Here is a 16,553-nt window from a genome sequence, read left to right on the forward strand (position 1 = left end):
AGAAAGCGGGGAATATTTCTCCGCTTTTTTTGGCACCTACCATTTTTTTACATTAAAAAATTTCTTTGAATTTCTTTTCCTCAGAGATAAAAACAACATCATCCCATTGACCAGCCTAAAGTCGTAAAGACCACAATGTTTACAGGCTATGCAGGTAATCCTTGTACTTATGGAAAATGGTTCCAAAGATGGTATAGCGATGGGACTGTAAAAACTTATTCTATTCTTGGCGTAGAAGTAGAGGGATAAAATTTATCACTAAACAAAATTGCCCGTATTAATTTATGTTAATATGGGTATTATTGTTTTTTAATGATAATTCTAAAGATAGTTCCTTTCGCCACTTCTGTTTGGGCGATTTTAATATCTCCATTATGATATTCCTGAATTACTCTTTTAGCCAGAGACAAGCCTAAACCCCAACCTCTTTTTTTTGTAGAATATCCGGGTTTAAAAGCATTTCTTGCCTGTTGCTTTGTCATACCACTTCCATTATCTTTTACTTCTATCAGAATATTTTTGTTTCTTTCAAAAACCGACATTACTATGGTTCCTTCCCCTTTCATAGCATCTACCGCATTTTTAACCAGGTTTTCAATCACCCAGCTCATCAGAATCCTATTATGAGGCACTAAAAGCATATAAGTAGGAAGATGCAGGGTAAAATTGATTTTCTTTGAAATTCTCGTTTTTAAGTAATCGTAATTTTCCTGAATGGTCTGATTTAAGTTCATATCATTCAATTCAGGAATAGAACCTATTTTTGAAAACCTTTCAGAAATAGTTCTCAATCTTTCAATATCTTTTTCAATTTCGTATACCCCTTCGGAATCCGGGTGTTCCAATTTCATAATTTCCATCCATCCGATCATGGATGATAAAGGAGTTCCGATCTGGTGGGCAGTTTCTTTAGCAAGCCCCGCCCAGAGGTATCCTTCATCCGTTTTTTTTATGGTTTTAAAAAACCAAAAAGAGAATCCGAAATACAATAGAATAAATAAGCCTAAGATATAAGGAGAATAACGTAAATTATTAAGCAAACGAGAATTATCGTAATAGACGAACTGATTATTTCCATCAGGTACCTTAATCTCAATAGGATCATAATTTTTTTCCATATTCCTCATAAGCTGTTCCAGCTTCACAGGGTTTTTAATGATACTCTCAGGAATATTCCTATAATATCCTATATCAATTATAGGGTTTCTGTATTTATCTGTTACAATGAACGGAATGGTATTATTTATATTAAGAATTTCAGGTAATAGATCTAAAACATCAGTATCCGGAGATTTAACTTCCTGCTGAATTCTTATAGCTTTAGAAAGAAGATTGATTCTTTTAATCTCTTCTTTTCTAAGAAAATTAATAAGTGATGTAGAAGCTACCACAATGGCGATCACCAGGGTAGTCATTATAACAAAAATTATCCAGTTATTCAGTCTGGCCAGTATGGATTTTCTCAAAGCTATTTATTTTAAAACATTCAGAATTTTCTGCAGCTCTGCACTTCCGTTTCCCTGATAGTTGTTGATAATAATTGAAAACACATATTTCTTTCCGTCTTTTGCTGTCTGGTACCCTGCAAAAGATTTGGTATCTCTCATAGTACCGCTCTTCATCTTCATTCCGTTTTCCTGAACCGGGAAACCATCGTAATACGCCTCGAACCATGGTTGTTTTTTTGCATATAACAAGGCCTGCACTTCCGCTTTGGCTGCAACATAGTTTTGAGGTGAAAGTCCACTTCCATCGGCAAAATTGATCATATTCGGATTGATTCCTTTTGATTTCCAAAATTCCTTCAGGAAAGCAACCCCGCTTTTAAAGCTTGAATTCCCTTTCTTTTCTTTCCCCAGGGTCTTAATAAAGGTTTCACCATACAGGTTCACACTTTTTCTTAAAAACCAGTACACTATTTTGTCTAAGGTAGGTGATTGATAAGTAAGAATCACATTATCTTTAGGAGCTTCCAAAACCGGTTTTCCATCCAGCTCAAGCTGGGAATTGGTAACCACCTTTCCTGAAATTTCAATTCCGGACTCTTTCAGCCATTGCTTTACTTCTGCAGCCAATTGTAAAGGAGGATTCGGGGCAGAACCTGAAACAGTTACCGTCTTTCCTGTGGGAAGCATTCCGTTGATCAACGCTGTATTGGAATGAGGAGCTGTAAAAATCAGGCTTTGGTCAGAGCTTCCTCCTGTGCTAAGATCATTAAGCCATTTTACCCCTTCCAGAGGATAAGAAAAGCTTTTAAATTCCGTCCCATTAATGTTAATATCAAATTGATTTTCCCGCCAGTTGACTCCCCATACACCTGCTCCGTAATAATTCCCCAGGTCATCCCATGGCCATCCCCCCGGAATGGTCTGATGATCAAAATAAGAATCGTCAATGACCACATCCCCCGATATTTTGGTAATTCCGGCGGTCTTAATGGCTTCCATCAGTTTCTTTTTAAAACTTTCCGGTTTATAAGCTTCATACCTCCAGCTGCCCAATGTGGGATCTCCATTTGAACTGATAAAAAGATTTCCGTTTAAAATGCCACCGGACAAACTTCCGGAATAGCTTGAAGTCGTTTTGTAGGTATAGCTTTTCCCCAATGTTTCCAACGCTGCACCGGCAGTAAATATTTTCTGTGTGGAAGCAGTAGATAATCCCTTGCTTCCCTGATACTCGTATATGAAATTTCCATTTTCGTCTGATACATAAAATGACAGGTTAGAAGCAATGGCGCCGGAAGAATCCATGAGGTCCTTGGTTACCTTATCCAGTCTCTGAGCGATATTCTGGGCAGAAAAAAACTGTACGGAGAAGATGAGAACAGTAAGTGTTTTTTTCATTGATTGTGATTTAAGACAGGTTGTACTACAGTTGCCCTGTAAAGTGTTTATTCTTCAAATGTCGTTCACAGAGCACTTATAGTTTTAATTTTAATCAAATATAAACAAAATAAGAGTTATTCAGACAGGAAACTGCCGGGCTCTATTTCATAAGGTTCACGATCCTTTTCAAAAATTCTTGTCAGCTCACTTCCTTCCACCGTAATAGAATCCCCTGTTCTTCTGATCCAGTTACCTTCTCTTAAGCCTATTACTTTGACATCATTCTGGGTCAGAAATTCTTTTATACGGGTTTCTCTTGTTTCTCCATTATGTTTTAAGTCAGGATTCGGGTCAAGATAGTGAGGATTGATATTGAACGGAACCAATCCCATGCAATCGAAGCTCGGTGGATAAACGATAGGCATATCATTTGTCGTTTTCATATTCAGGCCTCCGATATTACTTCCTGCACTGCACCCCAGATACGGTTTTCCGAGGAACACATTTTCTTTTAAAACAGACATCAACCCTTCTTCATGGAGGGTTTTTACCAATAAAAAGGTATTTCCGCCTCCTGTAAAATATCCTTCTGCTTTGTCTAGAGCTTCTTTTTTGTCTTTAAATTCGTGAAGACCCTTTACTTTGATATTCATCGTTTCAAAGAAAGAACGCGCCTTTGCCGTATAATCATCATGAGAAATTCCACCCGGTCTTGCGAAAGGGATAAAAATAATTTCGTCAGTTCCTGCATATAATGTAATAAGTTCTTCTCTCAGGTATTCCAGATATTCTCCTCCGAAAAGTGTGGAGGTTGAAGCAAGTATGATGTTCATATAATGAAATTAAAGTTGGGTTACAAAGATAACCTCAATCAGGAAGAATCAAAAATTAAACTAAAAAAAACAGTAATCCCGTTAATATTTTCTAAAAAAACCTAAAGCTTCTAAAATTTAGATTTTTCTGGAATTATTATTGAATTTGAGAAAACAGAATTATAAAATATAAGATTATGAAAATGTCGAAAGTTAATAGTAAAAGTTTATTTTTAGGTTTAATTCTTACAGGAGCTGTAAGTCTGGTAAATGCACAAACTACGAAGACAGACAGCACTAATAATACAGCGAACACCACGAATACTGCTGCTGCACAATCAAGCAACCCAACAATTGAAGGACTTAAAAAACAGGTTGAGGCTAATCCAAAAGATACTGATGCACTGGCAAAGCTGGCAACAGCCTATCAGGAAGCCTCAGATTGGACTAACGCCATTGACACCTGGAAAAAGATATCTGTTTTATTACCGGACTGGGCTCCATCATATTACAGCCAGGCCTATGCCTATCAGGCTGCTAAAGATGATGCCAACGCAAAACTTGCTTACGAAAAATATATTGCAACTGTAAAACCTGAAGAAGTGGAACAGAATAAGAAAAATCTGGCCTACGCATATTTTTATCTGGCCTTTACAGAACAGCAGACTGATCGGAATAAAGCAAAAGAGCATATTGCTAAATCTCTTCAATACGATCCTACCAATCAGGATGCTATAAAACTTAGCAAAGCTTTAAATTCATAGCATAAAATCCGGAAAATTTCCGGATTTTATTTTTTTTGCCTACGGATTCTATTCAATTTTCTTTCCGAAAAAATCCGTTTCACCATGCAAATGACGGATGATTTTTTCAATATTTCGCTGGATACCGGCTTCTGTTTTCAGGTTATTGATATACCGGATCAGCTCATGCCTTCTGGATGGAATCAGTTTATCAAAGTTTGCACTGGCAACAGCACTTTTTTTAATGGCTTCTTCTAATTGAGGATGTATGGAAATAATCCGGTCAGAATTATCATATGCTAAAGTTACTTCAATGACCTCACCTACTCTCTGAGGAGAGTTTTTCAGCATTGTTAAATTAATATACAGTCTCCATTCTCCAAGATATTTCATCAGATTTTGGGTAAATTCCTTCCCGTTCACTGTCCCTTTCACCGGAATCGGGCTTTTATTCCTTCCGGATTGGGTGAAAATAAAGGCCAGAACTTCCTCGGGAACAAAAACAAAAGGATTGATTCCAATAATATCAAGGCGAGCTGTAAAACTATGACTTTCCATGAGAAACAAATTTAAATGGATTTTCCAAATGTACAATGTGGCTAGAAGCTAGAAGCAAAATTAACTGTTTAGTTTAGAATTAAATAAAAAAATATTTTTTCCCTGACTCCGCCACTCTTCAGCTCACATTAAACCCATCAGTTCTGGCCTTTGCATGCCTCAAAGTAGAACCCTGTAACTTAAAATTCATGTCTCAAAACTGAATTAATTCGCTATCTTTGCACCAATAAATCTATTTAACGAAATGAAATTTTTTATTGACACAGCTAATTTAGAGCAAATCAAAGAAGCAAGAGACCTTGGAATTTTAGATGGTGTTACTACCAACCCTTCATTAATGGCTAAGGAAGGAATTCAGGGAGCTGAAGCAATCAAAAACCATTATAAAACGATCTGCGAACTTGTAGACGGGGATATTTCTGCAGAAGTACTTTCTACTACTTATGAAGAAATGATCAAAGAAGGAGATGAATTGGCTGCCATTCACGAAAATATCGTTGTGAAGATTCCAATGATTAAAGACGGGATCAAAGCTTTAAAATATTTTTCTGATAAAGGAATCAAAACTAATTGTACTCTGATTTTCTCTCCGGGGCAGGCTCTTTTAGCAGCAAAAGCCGGAGCTACCTATGTTTCTCCTTTCTTGGGAAGGTTAGATGATATTTCTACTGATGGATTAAACCTTATCCAGGAGATAAGATTGATTTTCGACAACTATATGTTTGAAACCGAAATTCTGGCAGCTTCTATCCGTCATTCAATGCATATTATTGACTGTGCTAAAATCGGTGCGGATGTAATCACTTCTCCACTGCCTCCGATCCTGAGCTTATTAAAGCATCCGCTAACGGACAGCGGACTTGCTCAGTTTGTTTCAGATTCTCAAAAACTGGCTTAATAATAAGCCATCATTAAGAATATAAAATCCCGGACATTGTTCCGGGATTTATTTATGATAGCAGCTGTTATTTCAATAAATCCAGTTCAAGGATATTATTTTGTTTTTTCAGGTCATTCAACATTTTTATTTCTTTGTCTTTTCTTCCTTTTTCAGAGTCTACCAGCTTTCCTGATGCATCTATTTCCTGAAGGATAAAACCTCTGGCCAGCATCTCTTTTTCACTTTTCATCGGATCGGCACGATATTCTTTAAACGCTTTCCTGTACTTTTCCTCACTTATCGTAACAAGAGCATTAAATCTTTCTTTTTCCTTTGTACTCTGCCATTTGTAATCTACCGGAAGCTTTTTATTCCCCTTTAATTCATATAAATGACTATGGGTGGCGTCTTCAAGTTTTACTATCAATCCGGGAAGACCATAGAATTTGTAAGGACCATCCTGAATAGGAAGATCCGTGGTAAACCAGGCCGTCCATTTCCTGCCGGCAAAATTACAGATGGCTTTCTGAGCGGTAAACTCTCCTATCTTTTCTTTCTCCGGAAGAATTTTCCATTCCTGTCTTCTTTTATCCTGCACCATATATTCATCAGCAGACAGGTTCGTAAAAAAATTAACTGAATAATCAGGATAACTCTTTTCGACACTATAGGCGATTTTTCCTTTCAATTTGATTCCCGAAAAATTTATTTCAGAGCTTCCGGCCTTCAATTGTTTTTCCATAGAAGCTGTCATCAGAGAATCCGATTCGAAGGAGTCTTTACTGTAGAATTTTGATCCCGCCGGGATAACATCCAAAAGCATAATTTCGGTTTCCGGTTTATCCTTTGCTGTAGAATCTATAATATATTTATATTCATACATAAACCGTTGATTCTGTCCGTTCACTATTAATCCTGATAGCAGAGTAAATGTGATAATTAGTTTTTTCATTATTATTTTAATTGGGAGTTTTAATTTTCCTGAATGATACTTTTTACAACTGTACAAGGATTTCCTACTGCTACCACATTATCCGGAATATCTTTAGTGACTACGCTTCCTGCGCCGATCACTGAGTTATTTCCTATAGAGACTCCCGGAAGCACCACCACATTACCGCCGAGCCATACGTTATCGCCAACTTTAATCGGGCGGGCATATTCCAGACCCTCATTTCTTTGTTTGACATCCAATGGATGCCCGGCTGTATAAAAGCTACAGTTTGGGCCAATAAATACATTGTCACCGAATTCTACCCTGGCACAATCTAAAATAACGAGGTTATGATTGGCATAGAAATTCTCCCCCGTTTTGATATTATAACCGTAATCGCACCAGAAAGCAGGCTCTATACAGATATTTTCTTTTATATTTCCGATAATTCTTTTGAGAAGCCTGTACCTGTTTTCAGAGTCTGAATTTTTCAGCCCGTTATATTCCTGGCACAGATCTTTGCAGGCTATCCGCTCCCGAATCAGTTCTTTATCATAATTGGCGTTGTATAACAGCCCGGCTGCACATTTTTCTTTTTCTGTCATAGGGATAATATCGATTGTGGTTACGTATTGAAAGATAAGAAATGTTATAATAAAGTAATTATATTTTTGTCACCTTATTCGTTGCTATTAAAACAAAAACAGAACACTTCCAAAGCATTCTGTTTTTATATAAAAATGAATAATTTTAATTCACCAGATCCGGTTCAATCGGGTTATTATCTTTCAGGAGACTTTCCTTGGTCCTTTTTTCCATTTCCCTGAAAACCTGATTGGGATCTGAAATTTCTTTTCCGTCTGAAGTTTTCACTTTAAAAGCTACTTTCATATTGGAATTTCCCCCGCTATTCATCATCAGCTCCCGCATATTCTTTGTTGGGTCGTTTACATAAGCTTTCCAGGCTTTTTTAAACTGTTCTTTTGTAACTTCAATTTCCTTTCCTCCTACACCCAGTATTTTTACATTTTCAGGAAGCTGTATATCCTTTTCTGCATTGGGCGTATTTATGGTTTTATTTCCTACAAGTGTCATGCTGTGGGAACCGGTGGCATCTTCAATCTTTACAATAAGCCCCGGAAGTCCGTAAAATTTATATGGCCCATCCTGAAAAGGAATATCCTGGGTAAACCAGGCGGTCCATTCTCTTCCTCCAAAATTGGTGACAGCTTTTTGAGCATTATAATTTCCAATCTTTTCTTTGTCCGGTAATATTTTCCATTCCGGTTTTTTGTCTTCCCGGATTTTATAGCGGTCCATAGAGATGCTTCTGAAAAGATAGGTCTTAAACTCAGGGTATTGTTTGGTTACTTTATAAGATACCTGTCCGGGATTTTCTCTTTTGTTTACACTTATACTTCCTCCTCCGGATTTGATCTGTTTTTCTATTTCAGCCCTTCCGATAGAATCGGCTACAAATTTATCATGACTATAATAATTTGATCCGTTTTTATCTATATCCAGAAGCATCATTTCTTTTTTCACATCTTCTTTATTGCCGGAATCCGGGATAAATTTATACTCATAAAAGAACCTGTTGACCTGTGCCTGGACCAGGATCCCCAAAAACATACAAAATAGAATTTTATTTTTCATAATATATTGTCAATAAAAAGCTTTGCCAATTTATCATTGTCAAAGCTTAATGGAACTTTATTTCTTTGTCTGAATTCTGACTTCGCTTTTTGTGCCTTTTACCAGACTTTCTTTATTGATATTAATACTTGCAATACTTTTAGGATCCACAGACATGGCTTCTTTTTTAGATACCTCGGTTCCGTCCACATAGTATCTTGCATCGTCCATGCCATTTACATTAAATTTTTTCACACCATTCATGGCAATGTTTCCATTTCCGTCTTTTTTAATATAATCGGCCTGCATTACGATTACCTTAGGAGGATTATGGGTTGTGATAAAATTGAATTTTTTGAATTCCTTTGCTGTTTCCGCCGCTATTTGTTGAGCTTCCGCTCTGGCCTTATCAGCTTCTATTCTCATTTTATCAGCCTGAAGCCTCATTTTCTGACTTTCATGTCTTGCTTTATCCGCTTCTTTCCTCATCTTATCGCTCTCCTTTCTTGCCCTGTCAGCCTGGCGCCTTGCTTTATCGGCCTCTTTCATAGCTTTACGGATATCCTCTTTTTCTTCCTTGCTTAAGCCTTCATAATATGCCGTTTTACCTGATTTAAAAATACTGATTTTGGGGGCTTTAGGAGCTCCCGGAGCTCCCGGAGCTACAGGTGGCTGAGGCGGATCAGGGAAAGAAACATCGATATCAATATCGGAAAGTTCCGGCATATCAATCTCCATTTTTTCAAGAGACTGCATTTTGTTTGTCCATTCAGGAGATTTAAAATAGTCAGTCAGCCTTTTATCTGCTTTTTCTGCGGCAATATCCCCTATTTCCAAAGCAAGCTCGTTTATTTCTTCGATTTTTTTATTAAAGGCGGCTGTCTCAGGTTTCAGTAGATTCAGTTCCTTTTCCTTCTCCTTCATCTTTTTTTCTATTTCTGCTAACCTTTTTTCGTTACCAGATGGTTTAGATGAAGGCTCATTGATATTTGTCTGTACATTTCTTTCAGACCTTACCGTATCTTTTATAATCCGGGAAACTGCTTTTTGGATTGAAATATTTTTTTCTTCAATTTCTTTATTCTTTGCATTTACCATATAGACGAACGCAACTGTAAATAAAACCGGCAAGGCAAAAATTCTTCGCGCATATCCGAATCTGGTTTTGGGTTTTTGTAACATCTTAAGTCTTTTTTTAAGGTTTGAACTTAGAAACGGACTGGTGGCAGGCAACTGTGTTCCGGAAAAGTGGCTTGCTAAAAGCATCTGCGCAAATGCTTTGGTGTCCGAATTTTTTACGGCCTTTTTATCAGCCAGGTATTCATGGATGAGATTAATTTCTTTTTTGATGATATGAAAGAACGGATTGAACCAGAAAACAGAAGTAATCACTTCGATAAAAATTTTATCAAATGAATGTTTCTGTTCAATGTGTACCATTTCATGCTTTAAAATTTGTTTTCCGATATCAGAATTCAAGGTGATGGTATTCTTCCAGAAAAGATTTTTAAAGTAGGAAAACGGAGCTTCGGTTAAGTCTGTACGGTAAAAATTAATACCGTCAAAACTTTCTCTTTTGAATTGTTTCTTAAACTGCTCGATTTTAAAAATCCCGTACAGCAGTTTTCCTAAAAAATAGAAAGAAACCAGTCCCAGAGCTGAAAAAATAATGTTAAAATAAAAGTTACCATTGTCTAATTTTTTTTCTGTATTAAAATTTTGAATTTTATCAAGAAGCATATACATATCATTATTCACTTCTATCGTAAAATAATCTACTTCGATAAGCGGCAGCAGCAGCGATATCAGCATAGCAGACAACAGATAAAATCTGTTATAATGATGAAACGTCTTGTCTTTTAAAGACAACTGATAGTACAAAAACGTTACACCTGAACATACAATCACTTTTCCAAAGTACAGAAGCAGGGTTTCCATAGGTATTAGTTTTTCTTTTTAAGTTCGTCTAACAGCATTTCCAGATCTTCTACTGTCATTTCATTTTTTTCTACCAAAAATGAAACGGCACTTTTATAAGATCCTTTAAAATAATTTTTTACAAGGCTTTTCATTGTTTTTCCTGAATACTGTTCTTTTGAAACCAGTGGAAAATACTCATGCTGCCTTCCGTAAACACGATAGTCTACGAATTCTTTATCCTTCAATACTTTTAAAATAGTAGAAACAGTATTGGTATGAGGTTTCGGTTCCGGAAAAAGATCTAAAATATCTTTAAGGAACCCTTTTTCCAATTTCCATAAATACTGCATTACCTGCTCTTCTGCCTTTGTTAAAGTCTGAATTTTCATATCCTGTTCATTTTATCATTATTGTGATATAAAACCAATATATTTTCATATCACTAAGAAATTAGTTATACAAATGTAGAAATAAATCTGATTCAAACAACTATTTTTTTAGTGATAACAACTTAATAATATATAAATTACTGAAAATCAAATACATAAATTTAAATACAATATATTAAATTTTCAACATACTTATTCTTATGCCTATATAATCAATAGAAAAATAAAAGTTTCAAATGAAATTTCTTAAAACTTGTTAATTTTTATTAAACAAAAATTAAAATGAATTTGTTTTAACCGGGAAATTATATTTATTTTAGTGCTTTAAAAATTTCTCATGAAAAGATATAATTTATTGATTGTACTATTACTGCTTATTTTTAATGTTACTACAGCACAAAAGAAGAATTCTCCGGCTGCTGATCTCAGCATATTAAAGCAAACAAAATCAAAAATTGAAGCGACTGTTCCGTTGGTGATTCAACACCTTCAGACTATTGCCACTAAAGAAGGAGACAATAACATTGTCATTAATGGCAAGATTGCCGTAGGTAAACAATATGGCATCCTGGAATCTGAATGGTATTTATACAGGAATAATATGAAAAACTGCATTCTCAATAATTCTTCCAAAAAAGCAAAAAAATGTATGGAATATCACACCCAGTATCTGAGAAATACATTTATTAATTACAGCAACTATATTACCAACCTTACGAGAAAGAACGGATATCTTGGAGTGGAAGGTGATACTAAGTTTGATTTCAAACCGGCAGAAATTGCAACAAAACTCAGCGAAGCTTATTTTAATGCCAATGATGCTGCAGGAAGAATGAAAGCCGATCAGAAAAGGGAATTCCTGGGACAGACTATGTCTGATGACAATAAACTGGCTCCTTATGCTCAACTGGCACCATAATATAAATATCGTATATACTATAGAACAAAAAGAGAACGGCATATAATTGCCGTTCTCTTTTTGTTTGCTGCCAGCAAAAATATCTCCGCCAAAAAGCAGTTTTGTGGTACTAATCATAAAACTTGTTGAAAAAGTAGAAAATGAGGCGGAGATTATTTTGCATCTGCTCTATAAGGTCAACTGTCCTACCCTGATCTATAAGAGCCTCACAAAAATAAGGCTATGTCTTTTACTTCTGAAAAAATCCCTGTAGAAATAAATTTCAGAAATTGTAGAAGTAATACTACCTGACAGAGAAAAACTTAGATGGAAAGGCATACAATTGAATTAATTATTGCCCTTTATTTAACTTACAATTCCTAAATACCACACGTTTTGGATTTTATACCTGGTCAGGACATCGGATCTTTGTCATACATTAAAAAAAAAATGACAGACATAATCCCAAAAATCGAAAATGTTGATTGGACAGCAATCACCGAAGAAATGCATCAAAACGGGTACGCCCTCATTTCAGGTATGGTACCGGATGACGAATGTGAACTTTTAAAATCCGGTTATGATCATTCTGCTTTATACCGTAAAACAGTTGTAATGGCCCGGCATCGTTTTGGCCTGGGTGAATACAAATATTTTAATTACCCTCTTCCTGCATTAATAAATACCTTAAGAAACCGGTTTTATCCTTATCTCGCTCCTATTGCCAATTCATGGTTTAATGCGTTACATATTGACACTCATTTTCCACAGGAACATGATGAGTTCTTAAAGCAATGTCATCATAATGGCCAGCTAAAAGCGACTCCGCTAATCCTGAAATATGAAGAAGGAGGCTTTAATACCTTGCACCAGGATTTATATGGTGAGGTATATTTTCCTATTCAGATGGTATTGATGCTGAGTGAGCCTGAAAAGGATTTCACAGGAGGAGAATTTGTTCTTACCCAACAGGTTCCCAGAGCCCAATCAAAAGCTATTGTCCTACAGCCACGCAAAGGTGATATTCTTATCTTTACCACTCATTTTAAGCCTGAAAAAGGGACAAAAGGATATTACAGGGTCAATATGAAGCATGGAGTAAGTAAAGTTAGAAAAGGAACCCGTTATGCTTTGGGCATCATTTTTCATGATGCAGCAAGCTAGAACTTCCTGGTTTTTTATTTCACTTAGCAATAAAGATATGATATACCATACCCAGCTTTCAGACTCGTTACTCAGAAATATGATCCGACGCAAGGAAATCCGTTTGGGTGGAAACAAAAAATTAAAAATTTACGGAACCTTGAGATGTACTTCAGGTAAAAGGATGAAAAAGGAAAACCGCGTTTTCTTTCTGAATGAACAGCAGGCTTTACAGCATCACTACCGTCCTTGTGCGCACTGTATGAGAGAGGAGTATAAAAAAATGGAAAAACGGATCAGGAGCAAAAGTTGGGGACATAATAAATTGGGTCTGAATATAAAAAATTCTGTTCATTATCCTGGCTTTTTAAGAGCAAGCATTCCTTAATAAATTCTTTCATTTTTTTATTTGTAAAAATATTAAGCAATAAACATCTATCAATACGAAATTCCGTAAGGTAAGCAACGTAATGTACTGTAATTTTACTTCATGGATGAATTGGAAAAGTTAATTATTAAATACCTTTCTGAAGGTTTAAGTCAGCAAGATATATCGGAACTATTAATTTTTAAAAATTACATTATGAAAAAATTAAAAAAACTTTCGCGAAATGATTTAAAAGAAGTACAAGGTGGTATAATTAAGGATTCATATGGTGACATGTGTACTATGGGGCCAAATGACAGCTGTGCACAATACGGTGTAGAGTACGGTCTTTATATGGGGACACTACAACGCCGTAGGTAACTGGAATGCATTAAGATGTATGTAATCATTTCATAATTTAAAAAACAAGCTCCCTCTCGCTGAGGGAGTTTTTATTTTATATTTGTAATAGTTCAAAATATTATTGCTATGGTAAAAAAATATAGTGCCCTAATCTTTCTTATAGTATTTATTATTACTTCGGCACAAAATTTAACGATAGCTTACGAACTTACATATAAGCCCTCTACTAGTAGAAAAGATTCGAGTAGGTCTAAATTATATTTTTTAGATATTATAAACAATGAATCTATTTTTAGAGATGCAATGAGAAGACAGTCTGATTCTTTAATTTTTTATGGCAATGGCTATGGATTGGGATACCCTAATAATATAAATGACCAACTTTATTTAAAAAAGGATTTAAAAACAAATACCCTTCTTAAGTATATGGTTCTGCCATTAAGTAGAGATGTTTTCTATGTTGGTGTAAACGAAGCCCTGACTTGGAAGCTTTTTCCTGAAACTAAAATTATTGATGAAATAAAATGTCAGAAAGCAGAAGTTAATTACGGTGGAAGGAGTTGGACCGCATGGTTCTCCGAAAATATCAAGCCTTCAGAAGGACCATATGTTTTTAATGGCCTTCCTGGGCTTGTAGTCGAAATTTATGATAGTAATAATGATTATTTATTTAAATTAGTTAAAATTAGAAAATCTAATCACAAGAATTTGTTTTCAATGAAAGGCGGAAAAAAAGTAAGTTGGGAAGAATTGACAAAACTTCAACAAGATTATTACAAAGACCCTTTTTCATTTACAAAAACACAAAGTATTAAAGTAATGACAGATGATGGAAGTGGAGGACTCAAAAAGGTAAATCTTCGGGAAAGTACACTTTCAATCCAAAGCGATCTTAAAGAATACAATAATGTCATTGAATTAAATAAAAAAATAGATTATAAGTAAGACACCTAAGTGTTATCAAAGGATTCCTCTAAATACACTAAAAACTGACTAATCCTGCGAAAAACCGGTAATAAAAAAATTAGTCGCAACAGTTGAAAATTAAGCAGAACTGAGTTTTGGACTAGGTTTGTATAAAATAAAAAGAGAAGCAATATTGTATTGCTTCTCTGGTTTAGTAGCGGGAACCGGACTCGAACCGATGACCTTCGGGTTATGAGCCCGACGAGCTACCTACTGCTCCATCCCGCGGTGTATTTTTAGAGCGTTTACCGACAACGCTTGCTTAGTAGCGGGAACCGGACTCGAACCGATGACCTTCGGGTTATGAGCCCGACGAGCTACCTACTGCTCCATCCCGCGGTGTATTTTTAGAGTGTTTACCGACAACACTTGCTTAGTAGCGGGAACCGGACTCGAACCGATGACCTTCGGGTTATGAGCCCGACGAGCTACCTACTGCTCCATCCCGCGGTATATTTTCAGAATGTTACCACAAACATTCATTTAGTAGCGGGGACACGACTCGAACGTGCGACCTTCGGGTTATGAGCCCGACGAGCTACCTACTGCTCCACCCCGCGGTGTATTTTTAGAGCGTTTACCGACAACGCTTGCTTAGTAGCGGGAACCGGACTCGAACCGATGACCTTCGGGTTATGAGCCCGACGAGCTACCTACTGCTCCATCCCGCGATATTGGACTGCAAATGTACGATTTTTTATTTAAAATCCTAATTTTTCTTTTAAATAAAGGTGTTTTATAAAAACTATTTTATTATTTGTATCTTTGTTCTATGGCAAAAATATTGAAAATTTATCCGGAAAACCCTCAGGAAAATCTTGTGAACGAGGTGATTAAAACATTGAATAATGGAGGCTTGATTATTTATCCATCAGATACAATATATGCCTTGGGTTGTAATATTTTTGATATCAAAGCCATGGAGAAACTGGCTCAGCTGAAGAAAATCAGGCTGGATAAGGCAAAATTTTCGATAATCTGTAATGACCTCAGCCATCTTTCCGACTTTACAAGGCCTATTGAAACTTCCGTATTCAGGTTTCTGAAGAGCCATCTTCCCGGTCCTTTTACTTTTATTCTGGAAGCTAATAAAAGCCTGCCTTTAGCTTATAAAGGTCATAAAACCATCGGTATCCGTGTTCCGGACCACTCCATTCCACAACTTATCGTTGAAAAACTGGGGCATCCTATTGCTTCCACTTCCATCAGAGATGATGATGAAATTATTGAATATTCCACAGATCCTGAACTGATCGCGGAAAAATACGATCATCTTGTAGATATCGTCATTGATTCCGGATATGGAGACAATGTAGCTTCAACTATTGTGGACCTTACTTCCGGGGAACCTGAGATTATCCGTCAGGGAAAAGGAATTATTTAAAATTCAAGGTTTAGCAGACGGATGGCGATAGGACTTCATGGGAAATATTCTATAGGTGTTTTACTTACATTTATACTGTTAGCAGCAGCAATGCTGTATGTCTTTCCTGTTATTTCTATGATTACGGGAGTAAAGGGGATTACAGCATTCAGTTTTTCTCTCAGCAGAATAGTACTCTGGGCCATTTTACTGATGCTGTTTCTGTACAGTCATTTTGTGGAAAAAGGCTCTTTTTTGTTAAAAGGAGAAAAAAAATATTCCCTGGCATTCCGGGTAAAAGCAATGATCAGCCTTTACTTGATCTGTGCTATCGGCGGAGCATTTCTGAATGTGGTTCTGCAGCTTCTGGTACAGGAGAAGATGAGCGAAAAACTTTTTGATCTCACTTCAATTTTTAGACATAATTATTTTTTAATTATTTTTACATGCTTTACGGCGGGTGCTGTAGAGGAATTCCTGATGCGGGGGTACGTACAGCCCCGGATTGAGAAGATTTATAACAGTCCTGTTTTAGGAATTTTTATTTCAGCCCTTTTGTTTGGCCTCCTGCACAGTACTTACGGAACAATAAGCCAGGTGATCATCCCTTTCTTTATTGGAGTCGTTTTTGCTGTTTTTTATAAAAAATATTCAAATATCACTATTCTGATCAGCTGTCATTTTATGATAGACTTTGTGTCTCTGATGATTATGAATAGTTTTGATAGTAAGCACTTATCTGTATTTTAAACAT

Annotated in this window: 18 protein-coding genes and 5 tRNA genes; 9 read left to right on the plus strand and 14 right to left on the minus strand. The window is 36.1% G+C overall.

The features are described from left to right. Positions 1-299: 299 nt before the first annotated feature. From OK18_RS19315 to pepE, 3 genes are all read right to left on the minus strand, one after another. Positions 300-1,466 carry a sensor histidine kinase gene (locus OK18_RS19315; protein ID WP_050020769.1) on the minus strand — a complete coding sequence of 389 codons (1,167 nt, stop codon included), beginning with the start codon at positions 1,464-1,466 and terminating at the stop codon, positions 300-302. A gap of 6 nt (positions 1,467-1,472) precedes the next feature. Then, the gene (gene dacB, locus OK18_RS19320) at positions 1,473-2,846 is read right to left on the minus strand and encodes a D-alanyl-D-alanine carboxypeptidase/D-alanyl-D-alanine endopeptidase (RefSeq protein WP_053329080.1); all 1,374 of its coding nucleotides are present in this window, start codon (positions 2,844-2,846) and stop codon (positions 1,473-1,475) included. Between the two features lie 116 nt (positions 2,847-2,962). Beyond that, positions 2,963-3,661: a dipeptidase PepE gene (gene pepE / locus OK18_RS19325; protein ID WP_053329081.1), complete on the minus strand. Its 699-nt coding sequence runs from the start codon at positions 3,659-3,661 to the stop codon at positions 2,963-2,965. Between the two features lie 176 nt (positions 3,662-3,837). Between pepE and OK18_RS19330 the strand changes: the two genes are divergently transcribed. Next, the gene (locus tag OK18_RS19330; protein WP_050020766.1) at positions 3,838-4,404 is read left to right on the plus strand and encodes a tetratricopeptide repeat protein; all 567 of its coding nucleotides are present in this window, start codon (positions 3,838-3,840) and stop codon (positions 4,402-4,404) included. 48 nt (positions 4,405-4,452) lie between these two features. Here OK18_RS19330 and OK18_RS19335 read toward each other — a convergent pair whose 3' ends face one another. Then, positions 4,453-4,941 carry a YdeI/OmpD-associated family protein gene (locus tag OK18_RS19335; protein ID WP_053329082.1) on the minus strand — a complete coding sequence of 163 codons (489 nt, stop codon included), beginning with the start codon at positions 4,939-4,941 and terminating at the stop codon, positions 4,453-4,455. Between the two features lie 244 nt (positions 4,942-5,185). Here OK18_RS19335 and fsa point away from each other — a divergent pair, with 244 nt between their 5' ends. Next, positions 5,186-5,839, plus strand: coding sequence for a fructose-6-phosphate aldolase (gene fsa / locus OK18_RS19340; protein ID WP_050020765.1), 654 nt, complete (start codon positions 5,186-5,188; stop codon positions 5,837-5,839). 67 nt (positions 5,840-5,906) lie between these two features. Here fsa and OK18_RS19345 read toward each other — a convergent pair whose 3' ends face one another. From OK18_RS19345 to OK18_RS19365, 5 genes are all read right to left on the minus strand, one after another. Continuing rightward, complete coding sequence (locus OK18_RS19345; protein ID WP_053329083.1) at positions 5,907-6,773, minus strand: GLPGLI family protein; 867 nt, start codon at positions 6,771-6,773, stop codon at positions 5,907-5,909. A gap of 20 nt (positions 6,774-6,793) precedes the next feature. Continuing rightward, the gene (locus OK18_RS19350) at positions 6,794-7,360 is read right to left on the minus strand and encodes a sugar O-acetyltransferase (protein ID WP_053329084.1); all 567 of its coding nucleotides are present in this window, start codon (positions 7,358-7,360) and stop codon (positions 6,794-6,796) included. Between the two features lie 145 nt (positions 7,361-7,505). Further along, positions 7,506-8,411 carry a GLPGLI family protein gene (locus OK18_RS19355; protein WP_050020761.1) on the minus strand — a complete coding sequence of 302 codons (906 nt, stop codon included), beginning with the start codon at positions 8,409-8,411 and terminating at the stop codon, positions 7,506-7,508. Between the two features lie 57 nt (positions 8,412-8,468). Further along, entirely contained in the window at positions 8,469-10,328 is a 1,860-nt protein-coding gene (locus OK18_RS19360; protein ID WP_053329085.1) for a M56 family metallopeptidase, read from the minus strand. A 5-nt stretch (positions 10,329-10,333) separates the two neighbouring features. Beyond that, entirely contained in the window at positions 10,334-10,699 is a 366-nt protein-coding gene (locus OK18_RS19365; protein ID WP_050020757.1) for a BlaI/MecI/CopY family transcriptional regulator, read from the minus strand. Positions 10,700-11,036: 337 nt separating this feature from the next. On the opposite strand from OK18_RS19365, the gene OK18_RS19370 reads away from it, so the two are divergent. From OK18_RS19370 to OK18_RS19390, 5 genes are all read left to right on the plus strand, one after another. Beyond that, positions 11,037-11,618, plus strand: coding sequence for a hypothetical protein (locus OK18_RS19370; protein ID WP_050020756.1), 582 nt, complete (start codon positions 11,037-11,039; stop codon positions 11,616-11,618). 429 nt (positions 11,619-12,047) lie between these two features. After that, the gene (locus tag OK18_RS19375; protein ID WP_050020754.1) at positions 12,048-12,761 is read left to right on the plus strand and encodes a 2OG-Fe(II) oxygenase; all 714 of its coding nucleotides are present in this window, start codon (positions 12,048-12,050) and stop codon (positions 12,759-12,761) included. A gap of 37 nt (positions 12,762-12,798) precedes the next feature. Further along, positions 12,799-13,128: an Ada metal-binding domain-containing protein gene (locus OK18_RS19380; protein ID WP_082129279.1), complete on the plus strand. Its 330-nt coding sequence runs from the start codon at positions 12,799-12,801 to the stop codon at positions 13,126-13,128. 102 nt (positions 13,129-13,230) lie between these two features. Beyond that, positions 13,231-13,488 carry a bacteriocin-like protein gene (locus OK18_RS19385; protein ID WP_053329086.1) on the plus strand — a complete coding sequence of 86 codons (258 nt, stop codon included), beginning with the start codon at positions 13,231-13,233 and terminating at the stop codon, positions 13,486-13,488. 108 nt (positions 13,489-13,596) lie between these two features. After that, positions 13,597-14,415 carry a GLPGLI family protein gene (locus OK18_RS19390; protein ID WP_156173340.1) on the plus strand — a complete coding sequence of 273 codons (819 nt, stop codon included), beginning with the start codon at positions 13,597-13,599 and terminating at the stop codon, positions 14,413-14,415. Positions 14,416-14,591: 176 nt separating this feature from the next. Here the strand turns inward: OK18_RS19390 and OK18_RS19395 are convergent. The 5 genes from OK18_RS19395 to OK18_RS19415 all read right to left on the minus strand — a co-directional run bounded on the left by OK18_RS19395 (position 14,592) and on the right by OK18_RS19415 (position 15,107). Beyond that, positions 14,592-14,664, minus strand: a tRNA-Met gene (locus OK18_RS19395). Positions 14,665-14,702: 38 nt separating this feature from the next. After that, positions 14,703-14,775, minus strand: a tRNA-Met gene (locus tag OK18_RS19400). Positions 14,776-14,813: 38 nt separating this feature from the next. Beyond that, a tRNA-Met gene (locus OK18_RS19405) sits at positions 14,814-14,886 on the minus strand. Between the two features lie 37 nt (positions 14,887-14,923). Next, positions 14,924-14,996: transfer RNA gene (locus OK18_RS19410), tRNA-Met, on the minus strand. Positions 14,997-15,034: 38 nt separating this feature from the next. Next, positions 15,035-15,107: transfer RNA gene (locus OK18_RS19415), tRNA-Met, on the minus strand. A gap of 101 nt (positions 15,108-15,208) precedes the next feature. On the opposite strand from OK18_RS19415, the gene OK18_RS19420 reads away from it, so the two are divergent. Further along, the gene (locus tag OK18_RS19420) at positions 15,209-15,820 is read left to right on the plus strand and encodes an L-threonylcarbamoyladenylate synthase (RefSeq protein WP_050020753.1); all 612 of its coding nucleotides are present in this window, start codon (positions 15,209-15,211) and stop codon (positions 15,818-15,820) included. Positions 15,821-15,841: 21 nt separating this feature from the next. Continuing rightward, positions 15,842-16,549, plus strand: coding sequence for a CPBP family intramembrane glutamic endopeptidase (locus OK18_RS19425; protein ID WP_053329088.1), 708 nt, complete (start codon positions 15,842-15,844; stop codon positions 16,547-16,549). Positions 16,550-16,553 lie beyond the last annotated feature (4 nt).

The organism is Chryseobacterium gallinarum, assembly GCF_001021975.1.
In the GTDB taxonomy this organism is placed as follows: domain Bacteria; phylum Bacteroidota; class Bacteroidia; order Flavobacteriales; family Weeksellaceae; genus Chryseobacterium; species Chryseobacterium gallinarum.

Excerpts from the sequence above, each read along its gene's own strand:
- OK18_RS19390 (WP_156173340.1), top strand. The coding sequence starts at position 13,597 with ATGGTAAAAAAATATAGTGCCCTAATCTTTCTTATAGTATTTATTATT.
- fsa (WP_050020765.1), top strand. The coding sequence starts at position 5,186 with ATGAAATTTTTTATTGACACAGCTAATTTAGAGCAAATCAAAGAAGCA.
- OK18_RS19350 (WP_053329084.1), bottom strand. The coding sequence starts at position 7,360 with ATGACAGAAAAAGAAAAATGTGCAGCCGGGCTGTTATACAACGCCAAT.
- OK18_RS19420 (WP_050020753.1), top strand. The coding sequence starts at position 15,209 with ATGGCAAAAATATTGAAAATTTATCCGGAAAACCCTCAGGAAAATCTT.
- OK18_RS19365 (WP_050020757.1), bottom strand. The coding sequence starts at position 10,699 with ATGAAAATTCAGACTTTAACAAAGGCAGAAGAGCAGGTAATGCAGTAT.
- OK18_RS19345 (WP_053329083.1), bottom strand. The coding sequence starts at position 6,773 with ATGAAAAAACTAATTATCACATTTACTCTGCTATCAGGATTAATAGTG.
- OK18_RS19425 (WP_053329088.1), top strand. The coding sequence starts at position 15,842 with ATGGCGATAGGACTTCATGGGAAATATTCTATAGGTGTTTTACTTACA.
- OK18_RS19375 (WP_050020754.1), top strand. The coding sequence starts at position 12,048 with ATGACAGACATAATCCCAAAAATCGAAAATGTTGATTGGACAGCAATC.
- OK18_RS19360 (WP_053329085.1), bottom strand. The coding sequence starts at position 10,328 with ATGGAAACCCTGCTTCTGTACTTTGGAAAAGTGATTGTATGTTCAGGT.
- OK18_RS19380 (WP_082129279.1), top strand. The coding sequence starts at position 12,799 with ATGATATACCATACCCAGCTTTCAGACTCGTTACTCAGAAATATGATC.
- OK18_RS19370 (WP_050020756.1), top strand. The coding sequence starts at position 11,037 with ATGAAAAGATATAATTTATTGATTGTACTATTACTGCTTATTTTTAAT.
- OK18_RS19330 (WP_050020766.1), top strand. The coding sequence starts at position 3,838 with ATGAAAATGTCGAAAGTTAATAGTAAAAGTTTATTTTTAGGTTTAATT.
- pepE (WP_053329081.1), bottom strand. The coding sequence starts at position 3,661 with ATGAACATCATACTTGCTTCAACCTCCACACTTTTCGGAGGAGAATAT.
- OK18_RS19335 (WP_053329082.1), bottom strand. The coding sequence starts at position 4,941 with ATGGAAAGTCATAGTTTTACAGCTCGCCTTGATATTATTGGAATCAAT.
- OK18_RS19385 (WP_053329086.1), top strand. The coding sequence starts at position 13,231 with ATGGATGAATTGGAAAAGTTAATTATTAAATACCTTTCTGAAGGTTTA.
- OK18_RS19355 (WP_050020761.1), bottom strand. The coding sequence starts at position 8,411 with ATGAAAAATAAAATTCTATTTTGTATGTTTTTGGGGATCCTGGTCCAG.
- dacB (WP_053329080.1), bottom strand. The coding sequence starts at position 2,846 with ATGAAAAAAACACTTACTGTTCTCATCTTCTCCGTACAGTTTTTTTCT.